The 25728-nt window shown below is 60.3% G+C and carries 24 protein-coding genes; 22 read left to right on the top strand and 2 right to left on the bottom strand.

Annotated features, from left to right (window positions below):
* Nucleotides 1-116: 116 nt before the first annotated feature.
* A complete protein-coding gene (trmB, locus tag BMZ79_RS14625) occupies nt 117-902 on the top strand; it encodes a tRNA (guanosine(46)-N7)-methyltransferase TrmB (RefSeq protein WP_090641257.1) in 786 nt (261 codons plus the stop codon).
* Here the strand turns inward: trmB and BMZ79_RS14630 are convergent.
* Entirely contained in the window at nt 821-1378 is a 558-nt protein-coding gene (locus tag BMZ79_RS14630) for a phosphatase PAP2 family protein (protein WP_090641259.1), read from the bottom strand. The two genes, trmB and BMZ79_RS14630, sit on opposite strands and share 82 nt — an antisense overlap.
* A 227-nt stretch (nt 1379-1605) precedes the next feature.
* Between BMZ79_RS14630 and BMZ79_RS14635 the strand changes: the two genes are divergently transcribed.
* From BMZ79_RS14635 to BMZ79_RS14665, 7 genes are all read left to right on the top strand, one after another.
* A complete protein-coding gene (locus tag BMZ79_RS14635; RefSeq protein ID WP_090641260.1) occupies nt 1606-2784 on the top strand; it encodes a glycosyltransferase family 4 protein in 1179 nt (392 codons plus the stop codon).
* A 314-nt stretch (nt 2785-3098) separates the two neighbouring features.
* Nucleotides 3099-4337 carry a glycosyltransferase family 2 protein gene (locus BMZ79_RS14640; protein WP_090641261.1) on the top strand — a complete coding sequence of 413 codons (1239 nt, stop codon included), beginning with the start codon at nt 3099-3101 and terminating at the stop codon, nt 4335-4337.
* A gap of 362 nt (nt 4338-4699) precedes the next feature.
* Nucleotides 4700-5197 carry a translation initiation factor IF-3 gene (gene infC / locus BMZ79_RS14645; RefSeq protein WP_256252768.1) on the top strand — a complete coding sequence of 166 codons (498 nt, stop codon included), beginning with the start codon at nt 4700-4702 and terminating at the stop codon, nt 5195-5197.
* 25 nt (nt 5198-5222) lie between these two features.
* Entirely contained in the window at nt 5223-5426 is a 204-nt protein-coding gene (gene rpmI, locus BMZ79_RS14650) for a 50S ribosomal protein L35 (protein ID WP_090641264.1), read from the top strand.
* Between the two features lie 37 nt (nt 5427-5463).
* Nucleotides 5464-5823: a 50S ribosomal protein L20 gene (rplT, locus tag BMZ79_RS14655; RefSeq protein WP_090641265.1), complete on the top strand. Its 360-nt coding sequence runs from the start codon at nt 5464-5466 to the stop codon at nt 5821-5823.
* Between the two features lie 171 nt (nt 5824-5994).
* Nucleotides 5995-7086 carry a M24 family metallopeptidase gene (locus tag BMZ79_RS14660; RefSeq protein WP_090641266.1) on the top strand — a complete coding sequence of 364 codons (1092 nt, stop codon included), beginning with the start codon at nt 5995-5997 and terminating at the stop codon, nt 7084-7086.
* Between the two features lie 223 nt (nt 7087-7309).
* Complete coding sequence (locus tag BMZ79_RS14665; protein ID WP_090641267.1) at nt 7310-7693, top strand: hypothetical protein; 384 nt, start codon at nt 7310-7312, stop codon at nt 7691-7693.
* A 4-nt stretch (nt 7694-7697) separates the two neighbouring features.
* On the opposite strand, the gene BMZ79_RS14670 is transcribed toward BMZ79_RS14665, so the two are convergent.
* Nucleotides 7698-8144, bottom strand: coding sequence for a GNAT family N-acetyltransferase (locus tag BMZ79_RS14670; protein WP_090641269.1), 447 nt, complete (start codon nt 8142-8144; stop codon nt 7698-7700).
* A 529-nt stretch (nt 8145-8673) separates the two neighbouring features.
* On the opposite strand from BMZ79_RS14670, the gene ilvB reads away from it, so the two are divergent.
* From ilvB to BMZ79_RS14740, 14 genes are all read left to right on the top strand, one after another.
* Nucleotides 8674-10419: a biosynthetic-type acetolactate synthase large subunit gene (gene ilvB, locus BMZ79_RS14675; RefSeq protein ID WP_090641270.1), complete on the top strand. Its 1746-nt coding sequence runs from the start codon at nt 8674-8676 to the stop codon at nt 10417-10419.
* On the top strand, nt 10416-10901 hold the full coding sequence (gene ilvN / locus BMZ79_RS14680) for an acetolactate synthase small subunit (RefSeq protein WP_090641271.1): 486 nt from the start codon (nt 10416-10418) through the stop codon (nt 10899-10901). Before ilvB ends, ilvN begins: the two co-directional genes overlap by 4 nt.
* 161 nt (nt 10902-11062) lie before the next feature.
* Nucleotides 11063-12055, top strand: coding sequence for a ketol-acid reductoisomerase (ilvC, locus tag BMZ79_RS14685; protein WP_090641272.1), 993 nt, complete (start codon nt 11063-11065; stop codon nt 12053-12055).
* A gap of 148 nt (nt 12056-12203) precedes the next feature.
* Nucleotides 12204-13748: a 2-isopropylmalate synthase gene (locus tag BMZ79_RS14690; RefSeq protein WP_090641273.1), complete on the top strand. Its 1545-nt coding sequence runs from the start codon at nt 12204-12206 to the stop codon at nt 13746-13748.
* Nucleotides 13749-14143: 395 nt separating this feature from the next.
* Nucleotides 14144-15514 (top strand): sensor histidine kinase, encoded by a 1371-nt coding sequence (locus tag BMZ79_RS14695; protein WP_090641274.1) that lies wholly within the window; start codon nt 14144-14146, stop codon nt 15512-15514.
* The gene (locus BMZ79_RS14700; RefSeq protein WP_090641276.1) at nt 15511-16170 is read left to right on the top strand and encodes a response regulator; all 660 of its coding nucleotides are present in this window, start codon (nt 15511-15513) and stop codon (nt 16168-16170) included. Before BMZ79_RS14695 ends, BMZ79_RS14700 begins: the two co-directional genes overlap by 4 nt.
* Nucleotides 16171-16307: 137 nt before the next feature.
* Nucleotides 16308-17996: a DUF2339 domain-containing protein gene (locus BMZ79_RS14705; protein WP_090641277.1), complete on the top strand. Its 1689-nt coding sequence runs from the start codon at nt 16308-16310 to the stop codon at nt 17994-17996.
* Between the two features lie 454 nt (nt 17997-18450).
* A complete protein-coding gene (leuB, locus tag BMZ79_RS14710) occupies nt 18451-19530 on the top strand; it encodes a 3-isopropylmalate dehydrogenase (protein ID WP_090641278.1) in 1080 nt (359 codons plus the stop codon).
* A gap of 131 nt (nt 19531-19661) precedes the next feature.
* Nucleotides 19662-20210, top strand: a complete 549-nt coding sequence (locus BMZ79_RS14715; protein ID WP_090641279.1) for a peroxiredoxin — start codon at nt 19662-19664, stop codon at nt 20208-20210.
* Nucleotides 20211-20479: 269 nt separating this feature from the next.
* Entirely contained in the window at nt 20480-20905 is a 426-nt protein-coding gene (locus tag BMZ79_RS14720) for a hypothetical protein (RefSeq protein ID WP_090641280.1), read from the top strand.
* Between the two features lie 119 nt (nt 20906-21024).
* Nucleotides 21025-21849 carry an RNA polymerase sigma factor SigI gene (gene sigI, locus BMZ79_RS14725; RefSeq protein WP_090641574.1) on the top strand — a complete coding sequence of 275 codons (825 nt, stop codon included), beginning with the start codon at nt 21025-21027 and terminating at the stop codon, nt 21847-21849.
* Nucleotides 21846-23408 carry an anti-sigma-I factor RsgI family protein gene (locus BMZ79_RS14730; protein ID WP_090641282.1) on the top strand — a complete coding sequence of 521 codons (1563 nt, stop codon included), beginning with the start codon at nt 21846-21848 and terminating at the stop codon, nt 23406-23408. Before sigI ends, BMZ79_RS14730 begins: the two co-directional genes overlap by 4 nt.
* Nucleotides 23409-23565: 157 nt before the next feature.
* A complete protein-coding gene (locus BMZ79_RS14735; protein WP_090641283.1) occupies nt 23566-23970 on the top strand; it encodes an ATP-binding protein in 405 nt (134 codons plus the stop codon).
* 3 nt (nt 23971-23973) lie between these two features.
* Nucleotides 23974-25347, top strand: coding sequence for an ATP-binding protein (locus tag BMZ79_RS14740; protein ID WP_090641284.1), 1374 nt, complete (start codon nt 23974-23976; stop codon nt 25345-25347).
* Nucleotides 25348-25728: the final 381 nt, after the last annotated feature.

A 25728-nucleotide genomic window follows, 5' to 3' on the forward strand; every position in this document is an offset into this window, starting at 1 on the left:
TATTTTGCCCGCGGCCGTCTTCGCCGGAGGCGGCAGGCGGGGATTAAGCTTTACAACGGCCCTTCAATTCGGGCACAATAGGGACTAGCTTACGAACGTGGAGGAATGAGTGCCCTATGCGCCTTAGAGGAAGAAAAGGAATTTTGGAAAGCCTGGAAGCCCAGCCGGAACTGGTCGTATTGGACGCGGCGCCGCACAAGGGACGCTGGCGCGAGTTTTTCGGCAACGACCGTCCCATCTATGTGGAGCTCGGCATGGGCAAGGGCAAATTCATCAGCGACATGAGCGTGCGGAATCCGCGCGTCAATTATATCGGCGTGGACATGTACGACGAGCTGATCCGCCGCGCGAGCGAGAAGGCCCGGAACGCCTGGGAGGCGGCCCGCGGCACGGACCGCCCGGCGAACCTCGCGCTGCTGCGCGCGAACATCGAAGGCATCGAGAACATGTTCGCGCCGGGCGAAGTGCAGCGGATCCACTTGAATTTCAGCGACCCGTGGCCGAAGGCGAAGCACGCGCGCCGCAGGCTCACCCACCCGCGGTTCGTCGCGAAATACATCGAGATTTTGAACGAGTACGGCGAGATTCACCTGAAGACGGATTCGCAGACGCTGTTCGAATTTTCGCTGAACAGCTTCGCGGACATGGAGCTGATGATGCGCAACGTCTCGCTGCACCTGCACCGGGACGAAGTCCGCGACGACCTCGTGCTGACGGAATACGAATCCAAGTTCGTGGAGCGCGGCAACAATATTCACCGCGTGGAAGTCGTCGTCGGCGAGAAGGCGATCGCTGCCCACCGGGCCGCGAAGCGCGACGCTCAGAGGAAGGACCAGGCGGCGGAGACGAGCACGGACGTGAGCGAGCCGAGCACGGCGCCGACCGTGACGTCGGAAGGGTAATGCAGCCCGAGATACATCCGCGACCAAGCGACCGATAAGCCGAGCAGCATGGCGAACGGAAGCAGGATCGGGAGCAGGGCGTAATCGACAAGCAGCCACGGCATCAGCCAGGCGAACACGGCCGTTGTGTGACCCGAAGGAAACGACGAGTCGCGCAGCGGCTTTTTGCATGTATGAACGGCGTCCAGCGCCTGGTAAGGGCGAAGCCGGCGGAATTTGCGTTTGACGATCGCGACGGGAATATGGCTGATCGCCACGGCGGCAAGAGCTTTCCACCCGGCCGTTCCCCACATGCCGGACCCGGCGAGCGCGCCGAGGAGCGCGGTCAGGAGCGTGAAGGTCGCGCCTCCGGTATGGGTGATCGTTCCGAGCCAGCGGCTCAGCCACAGATTGAGGCCTTGGTGAGACGGCCTGCGGTTCGCCCAGAAGAACAGTCGCTGTTCCTGCGTCAATGCCCAGAAAACCATTTGGACCATGGCGGTTCCCTCCGAATATGCGATTGTGCTTCCTTTCCCAGCATAAGCGCCGATTGTTTGCGCCGCGTCAACGATCTGCTAAGCCGATATTAATTTCTTCACCAACTTTTTATGAAGTCTTGATACGGCGGTAATACAAATCCTTTACGATTGCTCCAAAATACCGGCTCGCCGAGGCGGAAGGCTTGGACCGCGGATGCGCAGCACGGGCTTGGAGGCGATTTCAGATGCGGCTTGCTTTGTTTACGGATACGTTTGCGCCAGAAATCAACGGGGTTGCCCGGACGCTCGAGCGATGGACGAATTATTTGCAGGCGCGGGACGTTCCTTGTCTCGTATTCGCTCCGGATCCGGCTTCTTCCAAGTCTCCCGAGGCGTCGCCGTTCGTGGAGCGCTTCGCGAGCATGCCGTTCTTTCTCTATCCGGAATGCCGGCTCGCGCTGCCCAATCCCATTCACGTGCGGCGGGCGCTCGACGCGTTCCGGCCGACCGTGATTCACGTCGCGACCCCGTTCAATATGGGCCTCTTCGGCATCCATTACGCCAAAAAGCACCGCATTCCGCTCGTGGCGTCCTATCATACGCATTTTGATCGCTATTTGGCGTTTTATAACATCCAATGGATGGTTAAGATGTTATGGAGGTATATCAACTGGTTCCATCAGGATTGCCGGTATATATTCGTACCCTCCAAATCGACCCTTCACGATCTGAAGGAACGGGGGTGGGATGAGAAGCGGTTAGCCGTTTGGACGCGGGGCGTCGATACGAAGAGCTACCATCCGAACGTGGACAAAGCGCAATTATTGGCATCGCACGGGCTGAAGAACAGCCCCTATATCGTGTTTTACGCGGGCAGGCTGGCCCCGGAGAAAAACGCGGACGTCGCGATTTCGGCCTTCGCGAAATTCCGCCGCGACGTCTGCAAGGACGCCGTGCTCGTCATCGCGGGAGACGGACCGTCGTCCGAACAGCTCAAGCATCAGGCGCTTCAGGAAGGCGTGGACGCGCATTTCCTGGGCTTCACCGCCATGCCGGAGCTTCAGCAATGGTACGCGGCGGCGGACGTGTTCCTGTTCCCGTCGTCGACGGAGACGTTCGGCAACGTCGTGCTGGAGGCGATGGCCTGCGGCGCGCCCGTCGTCTGCGCCGACACCGGCGGCGTCACGGACACCGTCCGGCACGAGTGGAACGGGCTTCGCTGCGAGCCGGGCAGCGCCGATTCGTTCGCCGCGGCGCTGGAACGGCTGTACCGCGACGAAAGCCTTCGCAACCGGATGCGGGCGCGCGGATTGGCGCACAGCATGCGGCAATCGTGGGACGCGATCTTCGACGAGCTGCTCGCCCGCGTGGCGGAAGTATCGCTCGCGGACGACCGTTCAACAATTCGTCACATTCGCGGATAGCCCGACCCGAAACTTTCCAGCCGGCCCGAACGTTAATTGAGATTGAAACATGTTTTACCCGCAATTGGTTGAAAATAAGGGCGATACGGAAGAAAACGGCCTTTCCGTACCGCACGTCTCCGATGCAAGCGTTTTTCTACGGTTTATTGGCGGTTGAGCGGGCATTTCCATCTTTGACAAAAGCATGCGGAGCATGGAAAATCAGTAGGGCCGCGGTTTACAAAAACTATACATGCCGCATACGGCCCGGCACCACAGGCACGAAACTAGAGAGAAGATACCAAAAAGGGGTCTCAAGGGGGTAGTAAAAAGTAATGATTAACACCATCATTATTTTGTTTCAAATTTTTTTGGCGTTCGTCGGCGTGTATCAATTCAGCATTTCCCTGTTCGGCATCGTAAAGAAGCGCAGAGCCTCGCAGCATAAGCCGCAGAAGTCGTTCGCCGTCCTGGTCGCCGCCCACAACGAAGCGCAGGTCGTCGGCGCGCTCGTGGAGAACCTGAAAAACCTGGATTATCCGAAAGAACTGTACGATATTTTCGTCATTTGCGATAACTGCACGGACAATACGGCCGAGATCGTCCGCGGCTACGGCGTTCAAGCGTGCGAGCGCACGAACCCGCATCTGCGCGGCAAAGGCCACGCCATCGAATGGATGCTGAAGGAATTGTGGGCGATGCCGCGCCAATACGACGCGATCGTCATGTTCGACGCCGACAACCTCGTCGGCAACGACTTCCTGCTGCACATGAACAACGACCTGTGCGAAGGGCACAAAGTCATCCAAGGCTACCTGGACACGAAGAACCCGACGGACTCCTGGGTCACCGCGTCCTACGCGATCACGTACTGGTACTGCAACCGGCTGTGGCAGCTGTCCCGCCGCAACCTCAACATGGCCAACTACCTGGGCGGCACGGGCATGTGCTTCGAAACCGGCCTCATGAAGGAGATGGGCTGGGGCGCAACGAGCCTCGTCGAGGACTTGGAATTCTCCATGCGCTGCGTGAAGCGCGGCATCCATCCGGTGCTGAACTACGACGCGAAAGTGTACGACGAGAAGCCGCTGACGTTCAAGGCTTCCGCCCGCCAGCGCCTGCGCTGGATGCAGGGCCACTTCACCGTCGCCCGCAGCTACTTCTTCCCGCTGCTGTGGCAGAGCATCAAGGAGCGCAGCTTCGTGAAGTTCGACGCCGCGCTGTACTCGATTTCCGTGTACAACACGTTCATCGGCTTCATCGTCACGGCGCTGCTGTACATCGATAATTTGATTCCGGCGGACAACGCGTTCGCGTCCATTTACTACTACCTCCCGAACTGGGTCGCGATCGTCGCGATCGCGGCGACGGTCGTCATGTTCCCGCTCGTCATGATGCTCGAAGGCATCAAGTCGGGTAAAATGTACGCGTACCTGTTCTCGATGGTGATTTTCCAGCTGTCCTGGCTGCCGATCACGTTTTACGCGTTCTTTACGCAGAACAACAAGCAGTGGAGCCATACGCAGCATACGCGCGTGCTTCGCCTCGAGGAAGTGCAGAGCAAGCAGGTGTAGCGGCTTCGCCCGGAAAGACCGGATAACCGTTGACAGGCGAATGCCGGCTGTGCTATATTAATTCGGTAATATGTTTGGAAATGCTCATGTATCACTTAAACGCATAAGCAGAGGCGCCCGCTTCTCACCTATCGGCTGCGGCTGAACGGTTTGCGATCGATGATTAAGAACAGGCAGACGGCCTTGCGCCGATTAGCATGCCTTCCATCTTGGTTATTGGAATGCGGGTCCCGTGCGGACCCGCATTTTTTGCTTCTGCCGGAAAGCCCGGAACGGGCCAAGCCCGTCCGGTCTTTTTGAGAGAAGGCGACTTCTCGATTCATAAACTTTGGAGGTGGCAGGTTATTAGCAGGGAACATCAAATCAACGATGAGATTCGGGCTAGGGAAGTACGCGTCGTAGGCGCGGAGGGCGAGCAGCTCGGTATCAAGCCGTTCCGTGAAGCACTGCAATTGGCGATCGATTTGAACTTGGACCTGGTGAACGTTGCGCCGACAGCGAAGCCGCCGGTGTGCCGGATCATGGACTACGGCAAGTTCCGTTATGAGCAGCAGAAGAAAGAAAAGGAAGCCCGCAAAAACCAGAAAATCGTCGACACGAAGGAAGTTTGGTTCCGCGCGAACATCGACGAGAACGACTACCAGACCAAGTTCCGCAACGTCGTGAAGTTTCTGGGCGAAGGCGATAAAGTAAAATGCTCCGTCCGTTTCCGCGGACGCGAAATCACGCATGCTTCCGTCGGCCAGAAGATTCTGGACCGGCTCGCAGGCGAGGTGGCGGACCTGTGCGTCATGGAACGCGTGCCGAAGCTCGAAGGCCGCAGCATGATCATGATCCTGGCGCCGAAACCGATTAACTAACCCATTCTTCGAGGAGGAACACCACATGCCTAAAATGAAAACTCACAGCAGTCTGAAAGACCGCTTCAAAATCACGGGTACGGGCAAAGTGAAACGCTACAAAGCGTACAGAAACCACCTGCTGTCGGGCAAATCCGCCCGTCAAAAACGCGTTCTGGCCACGCAGCCGCTCATGGCTTCCGGCGACGTGAAGCGTTTGGCTCAAGGTCTCGCAAACATCAAAGGTTAATTTACATTCTTACTAATCACTCGGGAGGTTTCTACTCATGGCAAGAGTTAAAGGCGGATTCGTCCGCGCACGTCGTCGTAAAAGAATTCTGAAGCTGGCAAAAGGCTATTTCGGTTCCAAGCACCGCCTGTTTAAAACGGCAAAAGAGCAAGTGATGAAATCCTTGCTTTACGCATACCGCGACCGTCGCCAACACAAGCGCGACATTCGCAAACTGTGGATCGTCCGGATCAACGCGGCAGCGCGTCAAAACGGCATGTCCTACAGCAAATTCATGTACGGCCTGAAGCTGGCGGGCGTCGAAGTCAACCGCAAAATGCTGGCCGACCTCGCCGTGAACGACATCAGCTCGTTCAACGCGTTCGCGAACCTCGCCAAACAAAAAGTAAACGCCTAGTTTGCTTTTGCGCATAACAAGCGTCCTCCCGAGCGGAGGGCGCTTTTTTGCTGGCTTCGCGCTTCGCGCGCGGCTCCTTCGCAGAACGCATCGATCGCCGGCCGGGCGAACGAGGCTGGATACTTCCGGCAAGGCCACGTACAATAAGAGCTGGAAAGGCGGTCGATAAGGATGACGAATCGGATCAACCAACTGCAAGCGTACATGGACGGCAGCGGCATCGACGCGATGCTCGTCACGTCGCCGAAGCACGTGTATTATTTGACCGGGTTCGCGAGCGACCCGCACGAACGGTTTCTCGGGCTGCTGCTGCCCCGCGGCGACGAGCCGTTCCTGCTCGTGCCCGCGCTCGACTACGAGGCGGCCCGGGCGGCGTCGTCCGTCGCGGCGATTCACACGCACGCCGATACCGACGACGCGTACGCCGTGCTGAGCAAGCTGATGCCGGCGGGCATCCGGCGCCTCGGCGTGGAGAAGGACCACCTTACGGTCAACCGCTTCGAAGGGCTCCGCGAGGCGGCGGGCGAGGCGGCGGAGTTCGCGGACGCGGGCTTGCCGCTGCGCGAGATGCGCGCGGTCAAGACGCCTGAGGAAGCGGAGCGCATGCGCGGCGCCGTCCGGCTCGTCGAGGAGGTGCTGCGCCAAGGGCTCGCCCTGGTCAAGCCGGGCGTCACGGAGATCGAGCTCGTCGCCGAGCTGGAATTCCGGATGAAGAAGCTGGGCGCGCAGGGACCTTCGTTCGATACGCTCGTGCTGGCCGGCGCCAAATCGGCGCTGCCGCACGGCGCGCCGGACCGGACGGCGGTGCGGGAAGGGGAGTTTCTGCTCTTCGACCTCGGCGTGTTCGCCGACGGCTACGCGTCCGACATTACGCGGACGTTCGCGGTCGGCGGCATCACGGACGAGATGAAGCGCATCTACGGCTCCGTGCTGGACGGCAACCTGCGCGCCATCGCGGCGATCCGTCCCGGCGCGACGTTCGGCAGCCTGGACCGCGCGGCGCGCGAGACGATCGCCGCGGCCGGTTACGGCCCGCTGTTCAATCACCGGCTCGGCCACGGGCTCGGAATGGATATTCACGAATATCCGTCCATCCACGGCAATAACGAAGAGCGGCTGCGCGAGGGCATGACGTTCACCGTCGAACCGGGCGTGTACGTGCCGGGCGTCGGCGGCGTCCGCATCGAGGACGACGTCCTCGTGACGGCGGACGGCGCCGAGGTGCTGACGACGTTCCCGAAGCAGTTGACGGTCATCGGGTGACCCGGACGCCGCAAAATCGCAAAACGCCCCCTTGTCTTCGGACAAGGGGGCGTTTTGATTTGGTGGAATGTCTCCGGGACATCGGTACAATCCAACTCTCTTGCTAGCGAATAGAGTATAGGACAATGCCGTTTAACCTTCTGGGGCAAATGACAGGCAAGCGCGTTTGCCGTTTAGGGACAACACAAGCAATGGGAATAACCAATCATGAGGAGGAAATCCTATGCCACGCGTTTCAAAAGAACAAGCGCAGAAGCTGGTCGGGAAGACCATCTATGCGGTGCGCAAGGACGGGTCGGTCGTCACGGGCAAGCTCGTTCGCATGCATCACAACCAGCTGCAGCTGGTTCCGGTCGCGAACGGCAAAGAAGTCCAGACGCGCGCGATCATTCCGCTCGTGCTGTTCGATCTGCTCGCCATCGGGCTGTTCGCCGGTCCGTTCGGCTTCGGCGGTTTCGGCGGTTTCGGTCCCGGCTTCGGCCCGGGGTTCGGCCCCGGCTTCGACGGCGGCTTCGGCGGTCCGTGCTGCGGTCCCGGCCCCGGCTTCGGTCCGGGCTTCGGCCCGGGGCCGGTCGGCCCCGGTTTCGCCAACGGGCCGTTCTATTGAGCCGTCACGCGAGCGGCTTGAGCATTTCGTAGCAGCGCAGGTCCGAATAATAGCGGACGGTCTGAAAGCCCAGCTTGGCATACAGCCGCTGGGCTCTCGGATTGCCGTGGTCGACGAACAGCCGGGCGACCGTGACGCCTTGCTCCTTTGCCTGCGTCTCCGCTTGCGTCATCAGCGTCGTGCCGATTTTTTTGCCCCGGTGTTGCGGATGGACGACCAGCATGTCGTAGAGGAGCAGCCCGTCGCGGATGTAATAATGGATGTAGCCGAGCGGCTGGCTGCGCCTGGTCCGGGAGTAGACGAGCGAGACGCCGCCGTTCATCCGTTTCGGCAGCTCGCGAATCGTTTGGGCGTCCCTGGGCGATGCTGTATAGGAGAGAGGGATCAGCTCCTGCTTGATCAGGCGGATGATTTCCTGGTCGTCCGTGCGCGCATGGCGTGCGCGAATCATAAGGCATCCCGCTTTCTTTGGCGTAAGGTGGTATATACTATGTCGGGAGTCCGGGCCGCGCGCATCCCTGGCCAAAGCTTACATAAGTTTTTCTGGGAATGCTTATCCTTTGGCTTGACGTTTGAAACGGCAAAGCATATAATAAGCTCTAAGCTAACAAGAAGACGCTTTACCGTCATAAAGTAATCGGCTATGAAGAGGACGAAGTGTTAAGGGCTCTTTTGTTCCAGAGAGCGCGCGGACCTGCTGAAACCGGCGCCAAAATCCCTTTCCAACGAGCTCACCTCGGAGCTGTTTTCCTGAAAAGTTCCGCCTTCCGGGCGCAGCGCATTAGGGAGAATCGTCGGGCACACGTTAAGATGCCAAGGTATGCACGGACAGGATATCCGCGCTTACCTTATGAGGTTATGCGTCGCGAGGCGCATGGCAAACTGGGTGGTACCACGGAAGATCAACCTTTCGTCCCTGGACGCGATAAGCGTTCGGGAACGGAAGGTTTTTTGTTTTTTAAAGAAGGGAGGACGACTTAATGGTCGCTCAACAAGCAACGTTAAGGTCAAAAGAGGAAATCAAGGAAAGACTGAGAAAACCGGAGGTCATCTCGGGCTCAGAAATTTTGCTTCGCAGCTTGGTGCTTGAGGACGTCGATTGCGTCTTCGGGTATCCGGGCGGCGCGGTATTGTACATCTACGACGCCATGCACGGGTTCTCGGACTTCCAGCATCTGCTGACCCGTCACGAGCAAGGGGCCATTCATGCGGCGGACGGCTATGCGCGGGCAAGCGGGAAGGTCGGCGTTTGCATCGCGACATCGGGACCGGGGGCGACGAACCTCGTCACGGGCATCGCGACCGCGTATATGGATTCGGTGCCGCTGGTCGTCATCACCGGCAACGTGGCGACGTCGCTGATCGGAACGGACGCGTTCCAGGAAGCGGACATCACCGGCATCACGATGCCGATCACGAAGCACAGTTACCTGGTGCGCAAGGCGGCCGATCTGCCGCGCATCATCCACGAGGCGTTCCACATCGCGGGCACGGGGCGCAAGGGTCCCGTCCTCATCGACATTCCGAAGGACGTCTCGGCGGAGCTCACGATGTTCGAGCCGGTCACGGAAGTGAACATCCGCGGCTATAACCCGACGGTGAATCCGAACAAGCTGCAGGTCGACAAAATGCTCAAAGCGATCCAGGAAGCGGAGCGTCCGCTCGTGCTCGCGGGCGGAGGCGTCGTCTACTCCGGCGGCCACGAAGAGCTGCACGAGTTCATCAAGAAATCGGGCATTCCGATCACGACGACGCTGCTCGGTCTCGGGGCGTTCCCGAGCGGCGAGGACCTGTGGCTCGGCATGCCGGGCATGCACGGGACGTACACGGCGAACACGGCGATCCAATCGTCGGACCTGCTCATCAACATCGGCGCGCGCTTCGACGACCGCGTCACCGGCAAGCTGTCCGGCTTCGCGCCGCACGCGAAGATCGTCCACATCGACATCGATCCGGCGGAGATCGGCAAGAACGTGCCGACGGACATTCCGATCGTGGGCGACGTGAAGACGGTGCTGCAGCTGGCGAACAAAGACGTCCAATACGCGGCCAAAGCGGACGCGTGGCGCGCGCAGCTGCTCGCATCCAAGCTGGAGAAGCCGTTCCGTTACACGGACAGCGAAGACGAGCTGAAGCCGCAATGGGTCATCGAGATGCTGTACGAGGAAACGAACGGCGACGCGATCGTCACGACGGACGTCGGACAGCATCAAATGTGGGCGGCGCAGTTTTATAAGTTCAACAAGCCGCGCTCCTGGGTCACCTCCGGCGGCCTCGGCACGATGGGCTTCGGTTTCCCGTCGGCGATCGGCGCGCAGATGGCGAACCCGGACCGGCTGGTCATCTCGATCAACGGCGACGGCGGCATGCAGATGTGCGCGCAGGAGCTCGCGATCTGCGCCATCAACAACATTCCGGTCAAAGTCGTCATCATCAACAACCAGGTGCTCGGCATGGTGCGCCAATGGCAGGAGCTCATTTACGACAACCGCTACAGCCACATCGACCTGTCCGGCAGCCCGGATTTCGTGAAATTGGCGGAAGCGTACGGCGTACGGGGCTTCCGGGCTTCGAATAAGGAAGAGGCGCGCGCCGCTTGGACCGAAGCGATGAACCATCCGGGACCGGCCGTCGTGGAGTTCGTCGTCCGCAAGCACGAGAACGTCTATCCGATGGTGACGCAAGGCTCCACAATCGATCAAATGTTAATGGGGGATGAAGAATGAAACGACATACGATAGCCGTTCTGGTCAACGACCAGCCCGGCGTCCTCCAGCGCGTATCCGGCTTGTTCGGACGCCGCGGCTTCAATATCGAAAGCATCACCGTCGGGACGAGCGAGGAAGCCGGCTTGTCCCGGATGGTGGTCGTCACCACCGGCGACGACAACACGCTGGAACAAATCATCAAGCAATTGTACAAGCTCATCGATGTCATCAAAGTCGTGGATCTCAGCGCCAACCCGATGGTCGGGCGGGAGCTGGCCCTCATTAAAGTCAGCGCCGAGCCGTCGGCGCGTCCCGAAATCATGGGCGTCGTCGAGACGTTCCGCGCGGCGGTCGTCGATATCGGCACCGGCTCCATGATGGTGCAGGTCGTCGGCGACACGGAGAAGATCGACGCGATGATCGAGCTCATGAAGCCGTACGGCATCCGCGAGCTGAGCCGCACGGGCGTCACCGCGATGGTCCGCGGCAACGCGAAGTAACCCGGGACGGGACATTCAACGCGCAACGCACTCATGCAAGGAACCAGCGCTCGTTTGAGCGGGGGTTAGAGCGGCGGACGATTCGGGCACGGAAGGCTTGTTCGGGCGCCGCGGCTGTAACACCCGCTCAAAAGGGTCAAATAAAAGGAGGCATTTCTTACATGGCAGTCAAATTGTACTACGAAAAAGATGCAGACCAAAGCGTACTCCAAAGCAAAACAATCGCAGTCATCGGTTACGGTTCCCAAGGTCACGCCCAAGCCCAAAACCTGCGCGACAGCGGCTTCAAGGTCATCATCGGTCTTCGCGCCGGCAAATCCGCCGATAAGGCGAAAAACGACGGCTTCGAAGTGCTGTCCGTCGGCGAAGCGGTCAAACTGGCCGACGTCGTACAAATTCTGATGCCGGACGAAACGCAAGCGCGCGTATACAAAGAAGAAATCGAGCCGAACCTGAAGCAAGGCGCGGCCCTGATGTTCTCCCACGGCTTCAACGTGCACTTCGGCCAAATCAAGGCCCGCAAAGACAACGACGTGCTGCTCGTAGCGCCTAAATCGCCGGGTCACATGGTTCGCCGTACGTACGTGGAAGGCTTCGGCGTTCCCGGCCTGATCGCGATCGAGCAAGACGCGACGGGCAACGCCCAAGCGATCGGCCTCGCTTATGCCAAAGGCATCGGCTGCACGCGCGCGGGCGTTATCGAAACGTCGTTCCGCGAAGAAACCGAAACCGACCTGTTCGGCGAGCAAGCGGTCCTCTGCGGCGGCGCAACCGCGCTCGTCAAAGCAGGATTCGAAACGCTGGTCGAAGCCGGCTACGCGCCGGAGATGGCGTACTTCGAGTGCTTGCACGAGCTGAAGCTGATCGTCGATCTGATGTACGAAGGCGGCCTCTCCACGATGCGCGACTCCATCTCCAATACGGCGGAGTACGGCGACTATGTAACGGGCCCTCGCATCGTGACGGACGAAACGAAGAAAGCGATGAAAGCCGTTCTTTCCGATATCCAACAAGGCAAGTTCGCGCGCGACTTCATCCTGGAGAACCAATCCAACAACGCGTTCATGACGGCTACCCGCCGCAACGAAGCGCAGCACCCGATCGAAGTGGTCGGCGGCCAGCTTCGCGAACTGATGCACTGGATCAAGAAGTAAAACTCCTAAACCGGGCGGTCCGGTCATAACCTGATAGTATGCATGTTGCCCGGATATGCGGACCGGCCCCTGCGTCTCTTGCGTGAAGCGATGGACGTCAGGGCCGTTTCGCTATCCGGGATTATTCTTAAAGCCCGAGGTGTAACTCATGCGCAAAATTTATGTTTTCGATACGACGCTTCGTGACGGCGAGCAATCTCCGGGCGTGAACCTGAACACGAAGGAAAAGCTTGAAATCGCCTACCAGTTGGAGAAGCTGGGCGTGGACCGCATCGAAGCGGGCTTTCCCGCGGCCTCTCCGGGCGACCTCGCGGCCGTCAATGCCGTCGCCCGCGCCGTGAAGAACGCGACGGTCATCGGCCTGTCCCGTTCCCGCGAGCAGGACATCGACGCGGCGCGCGAAGCGTTGAAGGACGCCCAAGACCCATGCCTCCATCTGTTCCTGGCCACGTCTCCGATCCACCGCAAGCATAAGCTGCGCATGGAGAAGGAGCAGGTGCTGGAGACGGCGGAGCGCGCGATCCGGTATGCGAAGCAGTATTTTAGCAAAATCGAGTTCTCCCCCGAGGACGCCGGCCGCACGGAACTGGACTTCCTGTGCCAAGTCACGGAGATGGCGATCCGCGCGGGCGCGACGGTCGTCAACATTCCGGATACGGTCGGGTACATGAACCCGTCGGAGTTCGGCAATATCTTCAAGACGCTGAAGAACCGGGTGCCGGGCATCGAGAAGATCCAGCTGAGCGCGCACTGCCATGACGATCTCGGCATGGCGACGGCGAACGCGCTGGCCGCGATCCTGAACGGCGCCGATCAAATCGAAGGCACGATCAACGGCATCGGCGAGCGCGCGGGCAACACCGCGATCGAAGAAGTCGCGATGGCGCTCGCGACGCGCGCGGATTATTTCGGGGCGACCACGGGGCTGAACCTGAAGGAAATCGCCAAGACGAGCCGCCTCGTCAGCAAGCTGACGGGCATGGTCGTGCCGGGCAACAAGGCGATCGTCGGCGCGAACGCGTTCGCGCACGAATCCGGCATTCACCAGGACGGCATGCTCAAGGAGAAGACGACGTACGAGATCATCTCCCCGGAGACGATCGGCCTGGTCGACTCCAAGCTCGTGCTCGGCAAGCATTCCGGCCGCGCGGCGTTCCGTGAGAAGCTGATCGACCTCGGCTACGAACTGGACGACGAAGCGGTGAACGCGGCGTTCGCGAAGTTCAAGGACCTCGCCGACCGGAAGAAGAACGTCAGCGACGAGGATATCCGCGCGCTGCTCGAAGAGAAGCTCGTCGATACGCCCGAGGTGTACGCGCTCGAGCAGATCGAAGTCAGCTACGGCAACAAGTCGACGCCGAGCGCGACGCTGCGCATCCGCGTGGCGGATCAAGGCGTGAAGGAGACGCGCGCGGAAGGCAACGGCTCCGTCGACGCGATCTATAACGCGATCGACGCGCTGACGGCGGAGACGGTCGAGCTGGAGGACTACTCCATCAAGTCCGTCACGCACGGCAAGGACGCGCTCGGCGAAGTCCACGTCGTCCTGAAGCAGGACGAGGTATCCGCGCAGGGCCGCGGCGTCAGCACGGACATTCTCGAAGCGAGCGCCCGCGCCTACGTGGACGCGCTGAACCGCCTGGTCGAGAAGCGCAAGACGCCGGGACGGCGCGACAAAATGAGCCTGATTTAAAGGCGCATGGAACAAGGGGATGCCCTGCAGGCGGTATGGGGCTGCGATCGCCGTAGTAGTTCGGATTTCTTCGATTGAATGAAACAGTAGAGGTAGGAATCCGGCTAGAAAGGCGAACGCTTCGCTTCTCCGAGCCCATACCGCCCTCCGGGCGCGCTTGTTCATAGAACCTTTAAATCCTAAAGAACCAAAGATTACGCTTCAGCGGCCCGGGCGGGCATGCTGGGGCGTTTTTGTTTGTATGCGGGCTTCGTACGGGCGGGCGGTTTGCCGGCGGGCGGCCTCGCGTAGGCCTGCCGTCCGGCGATTCGTCTCGCGATTCGTGCCCGGGTCCCGGTTTTGCATGCTATAATGAAGAAAATTCCGACCAGAACGTCGGCAGGGGAGTTTCGGGGATGTTGTTCGTTTTGATCGCGTTATGGTTTGCGGCGGGGCTGCTGCTGATCGCCAACAGAAGGAACGCGGCGGGGCGCTGGCTGAGCGTGGTCGCGTTTTGCGGCGGGATGGGCGCGCTTGCTTCGCAGCTGGAAGGCTGGATCGCGGCGGGGCTCGCGAGCGGAGCCATCGACGTCTCGGGCGAGCAAGCGCTGCGCGCCCTGCAGCGGGGCTGCTCGTGGACCAGCTACTACGGCATGCCGTTCGGCTACCTGTGCTTCGGCGCCGCCTATAGCCGGGACCTGCTTCCGGCCGCGGCCTACCGCTGGCTGCCGTCCGCGGCCGCCGTGCCGCCGCTCGCGATGCTGCTGGTGCCGCCCGCGGCCGATTATCCCGTCCGCTACGGGCTGCTCGCGGTCTGGTCGCTGCCGTACGCCGCGCTCGGAACCGCGCTGCTGCTCGCCAAGCGCCACGTGCATCCCGCGGAGAGACGCGCGCACGCGCTGCTGCTGCTGGCCGTCATGCCGGCGGTGCTGATCGCGCTCACGATGAATTACGTGCTGCCGCTCTTCGGCTTCTACCGCCTGTGGGTCTACAACGTCTGGCCGATCGGCTTCGCGTTCGTCATTTTCCTGATCTCGCTGTTCAACTTCGGCTTCCTCGGCGTCCAGCAGCTGATCGAGAAGCGCCAGCTCGACTACTCGCTCCGCGCGATCACGAGCGGGACCGCCATGCTGAACCACGCGATCAAGAACGACATCGGCAAGATCAAGCTGTTCGCCGACAAGATCGCCCGCGAGGCGGGGGAGCGCGGCGAGCTGCGCGCGGACCTCGGCGTCGTGAGCGCCGCGGCGGCGCATATCGAGGAGATGATCCGCAGCGTTCACGAACGGACGCAGGAGCTGCGTCTGCAGGCGCAGCGGGTGTCGCTCGCGGAGCTGGCGCAGGGCGAGCTGGCGGCGGTCGCCGAGCAGGCGCGCGAGCGGGAGATCGCCGTCCATGCGCGGCTCGGCGACGACGCCTACGCCGAAGCGGATCCCGAGCAGACGAAGGAAGCGATCCATAACGTGCTGCAAAACGCGATCGACGCCATGCCGCGCGGCGGCGAGCTGCACGTCGCGGTCTTCGGCGGCAAGCGCGGGAGCACGGTCGAAGTGCGCGATACGGGCGCGGGCATCGAGAAGGCGCGGCTGCGCAAGGTGACGGAGCCGTTCTATACGACGAAGAACGGCGGAGCCATGAATTTCGGGCTCGGCTTGGCCTATTGCGCCCAGCTGATGAGCCGCCAAGGCGGAGAGCTGCGGATCAGCAGCGAGCCCGGCAAGGGAACGACCGTGCGGTTTCATTTCCGCGCGTCGAGACGCGCGCGAACGAGAGGAGGCCGGCGATGAACGGGACAACGATACGCGTCATGCTCGTCGAGGACGACCCGGATTGGCGGAGGGGGCTGGCCGCCTACGTGAACGCGCAGCCGGATATGGAGATCGCCGGCGAGACGGACGAACCGGGCGCCGCGCTCGCGTTGGCCGCCGAAACGGCGCCCGACGTGATCCTGCTCGACATCATGCTGGCGGACAGTCCGGACGGCCTGCGGCTGGCGGGCGAGCTGGCCGCGGCGTCGCGGGCGCGCATCGTCATGCTGACCTCGATGGAGGATCGGGCGTTCGTCGCGGAGGCGTTCCGGGCGGGCGCGGTCAATTATCTCGTGAAGTCGGAGTTCGCCGCCATTCCCGAGGCGATCCGGCAGGCGGCGGCGGACCGGTCCGCCATCGACGCGGCGGCCGCAAGGCATATGCTGGAGGAATTCCGCCGGCTGAAGCGGCTGGAGCGGGAATACGAGACCGATAAGTTCAAGCGGCTGCTGACGCCTTCCGAGGTTCAGCTGCTGGCGATGATCCACGAGGGCTACAGCCAGACGCAGATCGCGGAGAAGTCGTTCCTGTCGCTGCGCACCGTGAAGAACCACGTGGGCAACATTTTGCGGAAGATCGGCGGCAAAAGCAGCAAGGACGCGGCCCAAAAGGCGAAGGACCACGAGCTGTTCTGACGGACGGTCGCGGCCCCGGGGCGGGCATCCGAGGGGGTACCAGGGAAAGTTGGTACTTATGAGCCGGGAGCGGCGCCTCTACAATGTGAAGTAAGGACCACGTCCTAATACTTCATCTTCATTGGGGGCTGCCCGGTATGAACGAATTGTGGAAAAGGCATTGGACGACGCTGGTCGGCGTCGCGTTTCTCCTTGCGGCGCTGGCGACGCTGTTCAAGTACTCCGCGGACCAAGGCTGGATCACGGTCGGCATGAAGCTCGGCGCGGGCCTGCTGCTCGGCGCCGCGGCCGGCGCGGCCGGCATCGCGCTCGCGAAGCGCGGCGACGGCAGGCGCTTCGGCGAAATTCTGACCGGCCTGGGAGCGGCGGTCTGGTACATGACCTGCTCGTACGCCGGCGTTTACGAAGCGGTCTGGGAGCCGCTGACCGTATTCATCGCGATGACGGCCGTCACGGTCGGCGTCACGGCGTACGCCTACCGTTTCGGACTCCGCCTGCTGCTCGGTCTCGGCCTGGCGGGCGCGCTGCTCGCGCCGCTCGCGCTGCGGCCGGATGCGGATCACGTATTCGCGCTGTTCCTCTACTTGCTCGTGGTGAATGCCGCCTACTTCGCCATCAGCGTCGCCAAGTCGTGGCTCGAAGCGAGAATCGGCGCGTTCGCGGCGACGTGGCTGCTGTACGCCGTCTATTATATGAACTTTACGTATGCGGATCACGGCTGGCTTACCCGGCCGATGCTCTACGCCTCCGCGGCCTTCGTCTTCTACGCGATCGCATTCTACGTCGCGGCATGGCGGGAAAAATGCGGCTTCGCGGGCTGGAACCTGTACGCCAGCTTCGCGAATACGGTCGTCTTCTGCCTCTGGGCGCCGGCGCTGCTCGGCAGCAGCTCGTCGGTGACGCTGCTTCTGCTGGCCATCGGCCTGCTCTACATGGGCATGAGCGTGCTCGTCGCCAAGTTCGGCAAGCAGGGAAAAGCCGCGTTGTACGCTCACGTGCTGTTCGGCGGTCTTGCTTTCCTGATCGGGCTGGCCGAGCTGGGCGGCGGCTCCGAATACCGGCCGCTGATCGGCGTCGCCGTCTGGTCGGGCATCGCGGCGATCGCGATCGTCACCGGACGGAAACGGCGCTCCGACGCGCTGAAGGCGATCGGTTCGCTCGTCTGGCTCTCGATCGGCCTGTACTGGTTCGTCGTCACGTGGGACGCGCCAAGGTTGGACTGGTTCGGCGTCTACGTGCCGTTCCTGAACGGCGGAGCGGCGGATTGGATGCTGCTCGCGGCCATCGGGTTCTACTGCGCGAGGAACGTGCGCTACGCGAACCTGCTTCGCGAAAGCGACAATGACGTCTTGGCCCATGCGTACGCGCTGCTGTCGCATCTGGTCGTCGGCGGCCTGCTGACCGTGCAGATCACGAACGCGGCCGACGAATACGATTGGCATGTCGCGACCGGCTTGCTCCTGTCCGTCGTCTGGGCGGTCTATGCCCTGCTGCTCTTCCTGTGGGGCGCCTACAGCCGCGGACGCCTGTTCCGCTGGTTCGGTTCCGGCGTGCTCGTCGCCGTGGCGGCGAAAGCGGTGCTGCTCGACCTGAAGGGCGAGGATACGCTCTACAAAATCTTGACGTTCGCCGTACTCGGCGTCATCTGCTTCGGCATCACCGTCGTGAACCAGCGGTGGCGGGACCGCGAGCAGCTGGACGAAGCGGCGAAGGAGCGGGAGGCAGCGCCGGATCCGGAGCAGGTGCAGGATGCCGGGCATTCGGAGCAGGAGGGGACGCCGGATCCGGAACGGGCCGACGACGCCGTGCGGCCGTCTGCGCAATAACCTGGCTTTCGCGCGATAGACGCAACAAAGGCGGCCTGCGACAGGCCGCCTTTTGCTTGGTTAGTAGTCGAATAAAAGGAGTAGTCGTAATAAGTCCCGGTCCCCAATGCTGGTTTCTTGCCTGTTTGCCTGCTTCCGGCCGGATTACGGACGAACGTTGACCGTGACGCCGTTCGTCGTGCGTCAAGAAAGAACGTAAGAATTGGTCGGCATGTGGTCGACGATGAATATCGTACCGTCGTCGTCCATGAACGAATCCCATGCGCCGAGCTGAATGTTGCCGGGCGACGTGGGAATCCAAGCGCCGAGACCGCCTGCTTATATGCGCAGCCTATAAAAGTCATAGCTTTCATATCTTTGTCTTCATGGCGTTCTTATGGTACAACTAAGTTTAAGACTGAGAATCATAATCAAGAGGACGCCTGAGAAGTCCTGAATAAAGGAGACGTACCCCATGGCAGACGTGAAAAAAATCGCAGTAATCGCCGGTGACGGCATCGGACCGGAAGTCGTCGGCGAAGCGCTGAAAGTGCTGAAGAAAACCGAGGAGCTGTTCGGCTACCAATTCGAGATCGAGCACGGCCTGTTCGGCGGCATTGCGATCGACGAGAAAGGCTCGCCGCTTCCGCAGGAAACGCTGGATATCTGCAAAAACGCCGATGCCGTCCTCCTCGGCGCCGTCGGCGGCCCGAAATGGGACAACAACCCGAAGGAGCTTCGTCCGGAGACGGGCCTGCTCGGCATCCGCAAAGCGCTCGGCCTGTTCTCGAACATCCGCCCGGCCAACGTGTTCGACTGCCTGAAGGAAGCGTCCACGCTGAAGCCGGAAGTGCTTGAAGGCACGGACCTCATCGTCGTGCGCGAGCTGACCGGGGGCATCTACTTCGGCGAGAAGTTCCGCCGCGAAGGCGAACACGGCGAGGAAGCCGTCGACACGTGCGTATACAACGTCAAGGAAGTCGAGCGCATCGCCCGCCAAGGCTTCGAAATCGCGCGCACCCGCCGCAAGAAGCTGGCTTCGGTCGACAAGGCGAACGTGCTCGAGACGTCCCGCCTGTGGCGCGAAGTCGTGAACCGGATCGCGGCCGAGTATCCGGACGTCGAGCTCGAGCACGTGCTCGTCGACAACTGCGCGATGCAGCTGCTGCGCCGCCCGGCAAGCTTCGACGTCATCGTGACCGAGAACATGTTCGGCGACATCATCAGCGACGAAGCGGCGATGCTGACGGGCTCCATCGGCATGCTGTCCTCCGCGTCCCTCGGCGAAGGCAGCTTCGGCCTCTACGAGCCGGTGCACGGGTCCGCGCCCGACATTGCCGGCCAAGGCATCTCCAACCCGATCGCGACGATCCTGTCCGTGGCGCTCATGTTCCGCCTGACGTTCGGCTATGCGGAAGCGGCGCAGGCCATCGAGGACGCGGTCAAATCCGTCCTGGACGCCGGCCACCGCACGGGAGACATCGCCGTCGACAAGAGCAAGGCGATCGGCACGACGGCGATGGGCGATTTGATCGTTGCCGCCATGACGAAATAATTTAGAATGATTACAAATAAGTAATCAATGTAATATTGACTTCGTTCCAAAGAGTTGGTATGATTCTAGACGTAGTCACCAAATGAGTATCATTCTCAATACCATCTCAATCTTTTAGGAGGGTTTTATCCATGGCAGAACGTTTGGTTGGTCGTCCGGCTCCTGACTTCAAGATGGAGACCGCAACCGGCAACGGTCAAGATTTCAGCACGGCAGCTCTTTCCGATTACAAAGGCAAATGGCTTGTCCTGTTCTTCTACCCGCTCGATTTTACGTTTGTTTGCCCGACCGAAATCACGGCGCTCAGCCAAGCGGCTGAGGAGTTCACGAAACTCAACACCGAAATCCTCGGCGTCAGCGTGGACAGCAAGCACAGCCACCGCGCTTGGATCAACACGCCTGTGAACGACAACGGCCTCGGCCAGTTGAACTTCCCGCTCGCGGCCGACATCACGAAGAACGTCGCGCGCGACTACGGCGTCCTGATCGAAGAAGAAGGCATCGCGCTCCGCGGCCTGTTCATCATCGATCCGGAAGGCGAAATCAAATATCAAGTCGTCAACCACAACGACGTTGGCCGTTCCGTTGAAGAGACGCTCCGCGTATTGCAAGCTCTGCAATCCGGCGGTCTGTGCCCGATCAACTGGAAACCGGGCGACAAGCACCTGGTTGCCAAATAAGCATCGCTCGCGACGCGCAGAACCCGGGGTCTTCCGAGACCCCGGGTTTTTGCATGCTTCGGCATCCGTCCCAATGCCTGCGCCTATCGTCCCGGATGTACGAATGCGACGTTTTTCGCTATACTGGCAAGTAAGAGGCGGGATGGCGGAACTTGACAGGGACCGAACCGGACTGCGCAAGCAGGAATTATGCGTTTTGGAGACGAATAAGTTAAATCAGGTTTCAAGATGCGCGGTACAAGGTTAAGCAGTTAAGGAGGGAGTCCGGCATGAGCTTTTGCTGCGGTGCCAGCATGATCGGCACGAATGGTACGCTGAAGCATTTTCGCACGCATATTCACAATGTCCCCATTCTGTTCTGCCCGGTGTGTCATCGCGTCGAGATTCATTACCTGATCGAGAACGAATACGAAATCCTGGCGGAGTACGCGCATGGCGACGGCGCCTCCGAGGTCGACTTCGTCGACTACGTGGAGCAAGAGGACGAGGAGCTCTTCGAGAATTGCGTCAACAACGAGAACGAGGACCCCATGGACGTCGTCAGCAATCAAATCGACATGGCGCTGGACCTGCTCTGCTTCGCCAAGCAAATCGGCGACGAAGGCTGGCAGGGCGAGCTGAAGAAGCGCCTCGGCGCGCTCAACCAACGCCGCAACAAGCTAAGGCAGCGAAGAACCTCCGAAGGATATTGTTAAGCATTCCAGCCTCCTGTCGAAGGAGGCTTTTTCTATGCGAAATTTTATGAGAAATCCTTAATGTCGACCCCCTCAAGCGAACACGATTCAACGAAAACTGTACATGTGAGGTGGAGCGGTTGTTACTTGTACTGTTCAAACGCATTTTCGGCGGCAAGCACGATACGTCCGCAGACACCCCAGACATCCGCGTAACGCCGGAAGAGATGGTGGAGCGAATCCGCGGCGGAGAAGCGTCGCGCGATGCGTTCATCGAGGCGTACCAGCCTTTTATCGCCAAGGTGACGAGCCGTTTTTGCAAGCGATACATCGACCCGGAGCGCTCGGACGAATTCAGCGTCGCGCTGGCCGCGTTCGACGAAGCGATCGGGCAATTTTCGAGCCAAGCAGGAAAATCGTTTCTCGGCTTTGCCGAAACGGTGATCCGGCGCAGGCTTATTGACTATGTCCGCAAAGAGAGCCGTCATCTCGGCACGGTGCCTTACAGCGCGTTCGACCAGGACGACGAAGAGGATGCGACGACGGTCAATCCGATCGAGACGAACGAAGCGATGAACCGCTACGCGCTGACGCAGGAAGCGGACGCCCGCAGGCTGGAAATCGGCGAATACGACGAACGGCTCAAGGAATACGCCCTTTCGTTCGCGGAGCTGCCGGATATTTCGCCGAAGCATGCCGATTCCCGCGAGATGCTCATCGCCATCAGCAGGCGACTGGCGAGCGATCCCGCGCTTTACGACCAGCTCGAGACGAAGCAGAAGCTGCCCATCAAGGAGCTGTGCGAGCTGACGGGCGTATCCCGCAAGACGATCGAGCGCAACCGGAAGTACATCATCGCGCTGACGATTTTACATAACGGGGATTTTCCTTATTTACAGCAGTACATCAAGCCCGCGGAACCGACAGGAAGGGAACTGGCCGCAGCGGAAGGAGTGAGAGCATGAGCCGTGGAATCGTCATGGAGACCGGCAGCACGCATGTCATCGTATTAATGCCGGACGGTCAATTCCGTAAAGTGCGAACCGCCCTCAAGCCTCAGGTCGGCGATGAAATCACGTTCGCCGAGCAGCGGCGGCTGCGGCGGCCGCGCAAGCTATACAGCTTCAGCGTCGGCGCCGCCGCGATCATGCTCATGTTGTTCATTCCGCTGTTCGTCCAGCATGTCTCGAAGCAGCCGGACGTAGTCGCGTATTTGACGATGGACGTCAACCCGAGCATCGAGCTCGGCATCAATAAAGACGAACGGGTGGAATCGCTGCGGGCGATCAACGCCGACGGCGCGGACGTGACCAAAGGGCTCGCCTACAAAGGCCGGCCGCTGCCTGAGGTCACCGAAGCCATCATGGATCGGATCAGCGCCGGACCGTATTTGAACAGCGGCGAAGGCGACGTCGTCATCACGAGCGTCGCGGTCGGCGGCGCCGTCAAGCCCGCCGAGGAAATCGGCCTGACCTCCCATATGGATGAAGCCGTGCGCAAGTCGCTGGCGAAGACGGAGAAAGGGCGCCAGCTCAAGATCGAGGTCACGACGCTGTCCGCGCCGCAGGACGTGCGGGACGAAGCGACGAAGATCGGGCTTTCCTCCGGCAAAATGGCGTTCTACCTGATGGCCAAAAACCAAGGGTACCGCGTGACCATCAAGGAGCTCAAGCAGGAGTCGCTCCATCAGGCGGCGAAGCCGATGGGCGGCGTGGCGGCGGTCATGGGCGCCGGCAAGGACGCCAAAAAGAACGACGACGCCAAGAAGCCGGATCCGTCCGCGACCAAGCAGCAGACGGAACGGCCGAAGCCGTCCGCGCCGGCTCCCTCGAAGGAAGCCGAGAAGGAGGCGCTCCGGCAGAAGCAGAAGGAGCAGCTGCACGCCCTGCTCGAGAAGGATCAGGAGAAACGCAAGGAACGCCGCGAGCGGAACGGGCAAAAGGACGGCGATTCGAATAAAGGCGGCAAGCACGGCGGTCAAGGAAACGGCGGCAAAAAGAACTCCGATTCCGACAAGCCGAGCGGCTTGCAGGGCGGCGTCGTCAACATCGGCGCGCCGCAGCATTCCCCGGGCAATAATCCCGGCGGCGGAGGCGGCAAGCCGGCACAAGCGGCGTTGAACGCTTCGAAGCCGAAAGACGGCGGCGATTCTAAAGGAAATTCTAAAGGCAAAGGCGGCAAGGACGAGGCGAAAAACGCTTCCGACGGCCGCCCTAGCCGCGTTACTACGGCAAGCGCCGGCGGCAAGCCGGGATCGGGCGCGGATCGGACGAATGCCGAACGGGACAAGCCCGGCAATCGCGGCAACGGCGGATCCGTCAAGTCCGGCGGTCAAGGAAACGACGACCGGAACGGCGGCGACCGAAGCCAACCGGGCCAGAACGGCGGGGGCAAGAACCAAAATCAGGACGGCGGCAGCCGCGACGAAGCAAGCAAGAGCGGAGATAACAAGAATACGAACCGGAACGATCGCGGCAACGACGGAAAGTCAAAGCCGGGCTCCGACGACCGAAAAGGGCGCTAACATTCGTTACGCCCTTTCCGTATTTTCGGAGTCGTCCAATCTCGCGGGATTTCGACAGTATTTCCCGTTGACAGAAATTAGGAATTCTCTCTATGATTACTGTAAGCGATCTCAACTCTGAATCTGCACGGATACTTTTTTTGGGCGGAGGCGAGGCATGCACGTGGAGATGTTCCATATACGTGATAAGGCGGATGCGATCCTGGCACGTCAAAGAGGCAGGGAAATCGCGCAGCAGATCGGCTTCAGTCTTGTTGATCAGACGGTAATCGCTTATACCATTTCGGAATTGGCGCTCAAGCTTTTCTCTTACTCGGAAAAAGGCCACATGATGATCCGTCCCCTCAGTCTCAGCAAAGGCGAACCCGCAAGCGGAATAGAAGTCCGATTATTCGATCATTTCAAAGGTCCAAGCCGAATTCATTTGCAGTGGATGGAGAAGATGACTGACAATATGGAACTTAGCCACGATCACACCCGGGGAACCATGATCACGTTTCATAAGTGGGTTCACGCTCCACTGCGCCTCGATCCACCGATTTGTGCGGCAGGAGAGGAGTAAATAATGCAGGCAATACGTATGCGCTACTTCCCCGCCTTGGCGGAATATATTCGCAGCGGAAGCGAAGCTTCCCTGTTCGAGGCAACGGAAATCGGCAAGCAGCTTCAAGATCTCCATCCGGAAGACATCATTGCGGTGCATGAGGAATCCATGCAGATGCTTGTCGCCAATGTGGACTCGGAAGAAGCGCTGCGGCTGTACAGCCGTTCCTTTATTTTTTTGATCGAGCTGATGGTGGCGTTCCGGTTCCGGGTCCAGCCGGAGCAGACGTCGGATCAGCGCTTCAGCGAAATGCGGGACATGCTGCTGCGTTCGCACCGCTCGTTCCGCATGGTGAAGAACAAATACGAGAACGTGCTGCAGCATATGGACAGCGGCATCGCGATCTTCGACGCGGACGGCATGCTCTCGTTCATCAACCTGCAGATGGCCAAGCTGCTCGACATCCCGCGCACGACGCTCATCGGCTGCAATTTGCTCGATATTTTAACGCACAGCCGTCTGCGCAAGGGCACGAAGCGGGTCATTTTGCGGCTGTACAAGGAGACGGTTCTCCGGCGCAGCCGCTATCTCGAATTCGTCGATACGAACGGGCGCGTGCTCCTCGTGACGGTCACCTACGGAGACCAGCTCGACGGCGATTATCTTTTCAGCGTGAAGGACGTCACGGAATACAAGCAGATCGAGCAGACGGCGTACCAGAACGACAAGCTGGCGATGCTCGGGAAGATCGCCGCGTCGATCGCGCACGAGATCCGCAATCCGCTGACGTCGATCCGCGGGTTCATTCAGCTGCTGAAGCCGCATCTGACGCAGCTCGGCAAGGAGGAATATTCCCGGATCATCCTGACGGAGATCGACCGCGCGAACGACATCATTTACGAATTCCTGAATTCGTCCAAGCCGTCCGCGCCGATGAAGCAGAAGGTCGGCATCAATTCGCTGCTGAAGGAAGTCATTCTGCTGTCCGACAGCGAGGCGTTGATGAAAGGCTGCCAGATTCAGTTCGAGACGTACGACGAGGAGCTGGCGGTCTCGATCGACGTGAAGCAGGTGAAGCAGGTCGTGCTGAATATCGTGCGCAACGCGATGGACGCGATCGGCGACCTGGAGGAAGAGCGCAGCGGCCGCATCGACATCATCACCAAGCGGGAAGGGCGCGACGCCGAAATCACGATCCGCGACAACGGCAAAGGGATGGATCCCGTCACGAAATCGCGGCTGTTCGACCCGTTCTACACGACGAAGGCGTCGGGCACCGGACTCGGGCTGTCGGTCAGCTACCGGATCGTGAGGAACCATGGCGGCAAGATCCGCGTGAGCAGCAATACCGGCGAAGGAACGGAGTTCAATATCTATTTGCCATTGGCGGAATAAACCAGTAGAATCGGGGTAAGCCTCGGTTCGAAACGCCGAAAAGCCGGGGAAACCCGGTTTTTTTGCATGCTTGCGGAGCGGGCGGACGGCGGGATGGCCGGGTGCGATTCAGTGGTTGATCGGCTGTGATGATTAGGAGAATCGGCAGCGATTATTTAGGAAAATCAGCAGCGATTTCGTGGAGAACAGGTAGCATTTAGCCATGAATCCGCGGTGACAAAACAATGAATCGGCAATGAGTATGCAAGGAACCAGCAATGAATCAACAAGGAATAAGCAATTCATAAACATGGAACTAGAACCAATAAAAGATCCGCAATGAACCGGCAAGGAACCCGCGATGGATCCGCGGCTAATTCTACGAGAGACGGGAGGATGTAC

Origin of the sequence: Paenibacillus sp. UNC496MF (assembly GCF_900113915.1) — a bacterium.
GTDB lineage: Bacteria > Bacillota > Bacilli > Paenibacillales > Paenibacillaceae > Paenibacillus_Z > Paenibacillus_Z artemisiicola.

What these genes read in the sequence shown, in the direction of transcription:
- trmB (WP_090641257.1), top strand. Translation starts at nt 117, where the DNA reads ATGCGCCTTAGAGGAAGAAAAGGAATTTTGGAAAGCCTGGAAGCCCAG.
- BMZ79_RS14630 (WP_090641259.1), bottom strand. Translation starts at nt 1,378, where the DNA reads ATGGTCCAAATGGTTTTCTGGGCATTGACGCAGGAACAGCGACTGTTC.
- BMZ79_RS14635 (WP_090641260.1), top strand. Translation starts at nt 1,606, where the DNA reads ATGCGGCTTGCTTTGTTTACGGATACGTTTGCGCCAGAAATCAACGGG.
- BMZ79_RS14640 (WP_090641261.1), top strand. Translation starts at nt 3,099, where the DNA reads ATGATTAACACCATCATTATTTTGTTTCAAATTTTTTTGGCGTTCGTC.
- rpmI (WP_090641264.1), top strand. Translation starts at nt 5,223, where the DNA reads ATGCCTAAAATGAAAACTCACAGCAGTCTGAAAGACCGCTTCAAAATC.
- rplT (WP_090641265.1), top strand. Translation starts at nt 5,464, where the DNA reads ATGGCAAGAGTTAAAGGCGGATTCGTCCGCGCACGTCGTCGTAAAAGA.
- BMZ79_RS14660 (WP_090641266.1), top strand. Translation starts at nt 5,995, where the DNA reads ATGACGAATCGGATCAACCAACTGCAAGCGTACATGGACGGCAGCGGC.
- BMZ79_RS14665 (WP_090641267.1), top strand. Translation starts at nt 7,310, where the DNA reads ATGCCACGCGTTTCAAAAGAACAAGCGCAGAAGCTGGTCGGGAAGACC.
- BMZ79_RS14670 (WP_090641269.1), bottom strand. Translation starts at nt 8,144, where the DNA reads ATGATTCGCGCACGCCATGCGCGCACGGACGACCAGGAAATCATCCGC.
- ilvB (WP_090641270.1), top strand. Translation starts at nt 8,674, where the DNA reads ATGGTCGCTCAACAAGCAACGTTAAGGTCAAAAGAGGAAATCAAGGAA.
- ilvN (WP_090641271.1), top strand. Translation starts at nt 10,416, where the DNA reads ATGAAACGACATACGATAGCCGTTCTGGTCAACGACCAGCCCGGCGTC.
- ilvC (WP_090641272.1), top strand. Translation starts at nt 11,063, where the DNA reads ATGGCAGTCAAATTGTACTACGAAAAAGATGCAGACCAAAGCGTACTC.
- BMZ79_RS14690 (WP_090641273.1), top strand. Translation starts at nt 12,204, where the DNA reads ATGCGCAAAATTTATGTTTTCGATACGACGCTTCGTGACGGCGAGCAA.
- BMZ79_RS14695 (WP_090641274.1), top strand. Translation starts at nt 14,144, where the DNA reads ATGTTGTTCGTTTTGATCGCGTTATGGTTTGCGGCGGGGCTGCTGCTG.
- BMZ79_RS14700 (WP_090641276.1), top strand. Translation starts at nt 15,511, where the DNA reads ATGAACGGGACAACGATACGCGTCATGCTCGTCGAGGACGACCCGGAT.
- BMZ79_RS14705 (WP_090641277.1), top strand. Translation starts at nt 16,308, where the DNA reads ATGAACGAATTGTGGAAAAGGCATTGGACGACGCTGGTCGGCGTCGCG.
- leuB (WP_090641278.1), top strand. Translation starts at nt 18,451, where the DNA reads ATGGCAGACGTGAAAAAAATCGCAGTAATCGCCGGTGACGGCATCGGA.
- BMZ79_RS14715 (WP_090641279.1), top strand. Translation starts at nt 19,662, where the DNA reads ATGGCAGAACGTTTGGTTGGTCGTCCGGCTCCTGACTTCAAGATGGAG.
- BMZ79_RS14720 (WP_090641280.1), top strand. Translation starts at nt 20,480, where the DNA reads ATGAGCTTTTGCTGCGGTGCCAGCATGATCGGCACGAATGGTACGCTG.
- BMZ79_RS14730 (WP_090641282.1), top strand. Translation starts at nt 21,846, where the DNA reads ATGAGCCGTGGAATCGTCATGGAGACCGGCAGCACGCATGTCATCGTA.
- BMZ79_RS14735 (WP_090641283.1), top strand. Translation starts at nt 23,566, where the DNA reads ATGCACGTGGAGATGTTCCATATACGTGATAAGGCGGATGCGATCCTG.
- BMZ79_RS14740 (WP_090641284.1), top strand. Translation starts at nt 23,974, where the DNA reads ATGCAGGCAATACGTATGCGCTACTTCCCCGCCTTGGCGGAATATATT.